Genomic DNA, 3,258 nt, shown 5'->3' with positions numbered 1-3,258 from the left:
ATCGTGCGTGGGAAGAAGTGGCCCAGTATAGCAGCCCCCGGGCGGGCTGTTTTCAGTCATGTTGTTGTCCCCTTTTGGTGGGCAGGCCAAGGAGAATGGTAATGACACAGGCATTTGATGCAGCAGCCCAGCAGGCGCTGCTAGAAACACGCGCCGAGGCAGCCTTGGCGCTGGCACGGCGCCGGGGGGCTGATGCCTGCGAAGTGGGCGCCAGTGTCGATCAGGGCGTGGGTGTCAGCGTCCGTGAAGGCGAGGTGGAATCAGTCGAGATGACGCGCGATCAGGGCATTGCGGTCACCGTCTATGTGGGGCAGCGCAAGGGCTCGGCGTCATCGTCTGATGCCAGCGAAGCATCGATTCGTGATGCCGTGGAAAAGGCCATTGCGATAGCCCGTTATACCGGTGAAGACCCGGCATCAGGTCTGGCCGATGCCGAGCTGATGGCCCGCGATATGCCGGATATGAAGGTGCACCACCCCTGGGCGCTGTCTACCGACCAGGCCATAGAGCTGGCGTTGGCCTGCGAGAAGGCCGGGCGTAGCGTGGCGGGTATCAAGAGCTCTGACGGAGCCAATCTCTCTACCGGCGAGGGCGTGCGCGTGTATGGCAACAGCCATGGCTTCATTGGTGCCCAGCGTGGCAGCCAACACTCGCTGTCCTGCGTGTTGATTGCCGAAGACGCGGCGGGCATGCAACGCGATTACGACTTCACTACTGCCCGCGATCCGCAACATCTGCTGGATGCCGAGGCGGTGGGGCGCAGTGCTGCGCAAAAAACGCTGGCACGGTTGGGCTCGCAGCGTCCTGCTACCGGGCGCTTGCCGGTGATGTTTGATCCACGCCTGGCTGCCGGGCTGATCGGACACCTGATGAGCGGTGCGGCCGGCGGCGCACTCTATCGCCAGGCGTCGTTTTTGTGTGACCGCCTTGGTGAGTCGCTGTTTCCTGAATGGTTCTCGTTAAGTGAGCGGCCCATGGAAGTGGGTGCCATGGCCAGCAGTCCTTTTGACGGCGACGGTGTGCAGACGCGTGACAACGTCTTTATCGACAAGGGCCACTTGGCCAGCTACATGCTGTCGGCATACAGTGCTCGCCGCTTGGGGATGCAAACCACCGCCAATGCGGGTGGTGCGCGCAACCTGCGAATCAGTGCGCCGCTAAGTGAGCGCGGTGCGCTGCTTAGCCAGATGGATCGCGGCATCCTGGTGACCGAGTTGATGGGTCAGGGCGTCAATGGCGTTACTGGCGACTACTCGCGTGGTGCGGCAGGCTTCTGGGTTGAAAACGGACGTATTCAGTACCCGGTAGAGGAGTTCACCATCGCCGGTAATCTCACCGCGATTTTTTCCGGGTTGGTCGGTGTGGGTAGCGATATCGACACCCGTGGCAGCATACATACCGGCAGTTGGCTGATTGATGAGATGACGATCGCCGGTAGCTGACAAAGGCAGACCCTTCAGTTAGCGCAAGTTAGTATTGCCCAGCGGTCTTTCAGGCCGCTGGGTTTTTTACTGGGTGCTTGTCTGTGTTTTTTCTGTACTTAAGCCTAGCCGCTTGAGCAGAGCGTGGTAAAGGAAGGCTTCATCGCCTGACAGCGAGCGGCTCAGGCAATCGAGGTATTCGGCTTGGGGAAATCGAATCAGGCGGTGTGGTGCCTTGTAAGTGTCAAGATCGATAGCAACGATACGGTCGTCGCGAACCAGAAAGTTATCGGTATGCAGACCACGGCAGTGAATGCCGTGATGGTAGAGCGCCTCTAGTGCATCAAGATATTACGTCTGCAGTGCGTCGCTGCCCTGAATGCGCAGCTTGAGCGGTACGCCATGAATGTTCTTTGTCACCAGGCGGTACTTATCTGACGCGACGATCGTGGGCGTGGCAATGCCCAGCCTGTCCAGATGCCTGGCGATAATAGCGAAGTTGTACCCGGGGTAAGGGCGGATGCGCAGAAAATAGCGCAGACGGTCAAAGCGTTTGGGTGAGAAGGTCTTGATGAACTCATCGCTCTCGGGATCATAATCTACCCGGGAGTACTTGCCGGTCTGAATCAGCTGTAAGGTCATGAAACAGCTCGCTGAAGAGGTGAAAGCCAGGCTGGGCTGGCGTCAGGAGGATTCGTCATGCATCTTCATCAAAGCGCCGTTCAAACAGTTCATCAATGGCGTTCAGCGCTGCGTGCTCATCAACGCCTTCAGCCTCTATGACAAGCTCGGTGCCGCAGGGAGCTGCCAGCATCAGCAGTGACATGATGTTGTCAGCATCGCCCTGACGTTCCCCATGATGCACGGTAATGCGTGACGAAAAGCGCTGGGAGCATTGGACCAAGCGAGTAGCCGCACGGGCATGCAGTCCGCGCTTATTAATCAGGGTTAACTTGCGTGCTGCCACCGCTCAAGGTTCCTTGTCGAGTTGTCGCTGTTGCTGCGTTTTATGGAGGTCTGATTCGTGAAGGGTCTTCTGAACTCCCAGCTCACGATGACGCAGGCGTACGCCCGGTTGCTGGCGGGCTAGCTGATGCGCCAGCTGCTCAGCCAGATAGACCGAGCGGTGCTGGCCGCCGGTGCAGCCGATGGCTACCGTCAGGTAACTGCGCTGGCTGGCTCGGTAGTTGGGCAACCAGCGCTCGACCCAGGCGAGGATATCGCGGTTCATGTCGGCAACGACGTCATGCCCTTCAAGAAAGTCGATGACGCATTGGTCACGGCCGGTAAACTCCCTGAGCGACGGGTCCCAGAAGGGGTTGGGCAGACAGCGCACATCGAAGACGATGTCGGCATCCAGTGGCACACCGTGCTTGAAGCCGAATGATTCCAGCGTCAGGGTCAGCTCGTCGTTATCGCTGGCGGCAACCTGCTGGTTGATGCGCCCGCGCAAGTCGTGAACCGAGAGGCCGGAGGTGTCGATGATCAGGTCGGCCAGGTCGCGGATATCGCCGAGTGAGGTTTCTTCATACTCGATGGCTTCAGCCAGCGACATGTCGCTGTCGCGGGTCAGAGGGTGGCGTCGGCGGGTGGCTGAGTAGCGTTCCAGCAGGATCTGCGAGTCAGCAGTGATATAGACAACTCGGCAGGCCACACCACGCGCGCGAACGTCATCGAGCAGGCTTGGGAAGCGTTTCAGGGCGTGGGGTAGGTTACGGGCATCGATGCTGACGGCAATAGAGGTGCGTTGCGAATCCTCGCTGCGAAGCTCGTCGATCAATGGGCCCAGCAACATGGCCGGGAGGTTGTCGATGGCATAGAAGCCGATATCTTCCAG

4 protein-coding genes are annotated in these 3,258 nt (G+C 59.3%); 1 reads left to right on the top strand and 3 read right to left on the bottom strand.

Translation table 11 applies throughout. From position 1 onward, the window contains the following. The first annotated feature begins 101 nt into the window (after positions 1-101). Positions 102-1,442 carry a metalloprotease PmbA gene (gene pmbA / locus ACTH3D_RS12865; RefSeq protein WP_441667540.1) on the top strand — a complete coding sequence of 447 codons (1,341 nt, stop codon included), beginning with the start codon at positions 102-104 and terminating at the stop codon, positions 1,440-1,442. A 330-nt stretch (positions 1,443-1,772) separates the two neighbouring features. Here the strand turns inward: pmbA and ACTH3D_RS12860 are convergent, their stop codons facing one another. From ACTH3D_RS12860 to rapZ, 3 genes are all read right to left on the bottom strand, one after another. After that, positions 1,773-2,063 carry a hypothetical protein gene (locus tag ACTH3D_RS12860; RefSeq protein WP_441667539.1) on the bottom strand — a complete coding sequence of 97 codons (291 nt, stop codon included), beginning with the start codon at positions 2,061-2,063 and terminating at the stop codon, positions 1,773-1,775. A 55-nt stretch (positions 2,064-2,118) separates the two neighbouring features. Next, on the bottom strand, positions 2,119-2,388 hold the full coding sequence (locus ACTH3D_RS12855; protein ID WP_441667537.1) for an HPr family phosphocarrier protein: 270 nt from the start codon (positions 2,386-2,388) through the stop codon (positions 2,119-2,121). A 3-nt stretch (positions 2,389-2,391) separates the two neighbouring features. After that, positions 2,392-3,258 (bottom strand): RNase adapter RapZ (gene rapZ, locus ACTH3D_RS12850; protein ID WP_441667536.1); only part of this gene is annotated, 867 nt, incomplete at its 5' end.

It is taken from the genome of Halomonas sp., from assembly GCF_052095765.1.
Taxonomy (GTDB): domain Bacteria; phylum Pseudomonadota; class Gammaproteobacteria; order Pseudomonadales; family Halomonadaceae; genus Halomonas.
Note: the sequence above shows the minus strand (reverse complement) of the source record. Positions and strands in the feature narration are given on the sequence as shown.

Coding starts and splice junctions, on each gene's coding strand:
- ACTH3D_RS12860 (WP_441667539.1), bottom strand. CDS start 2,063: ATGACCTTACAGCTGATTCAGACCGGCAAGTACTCCCGGGTAGATTAT.
- pmbA (WP_441667540.1), top strand. CDS start 102: ATGACACAGGCATTTGATGCAGCAGCCCAGCAGGCGCTGCTAGAAACA.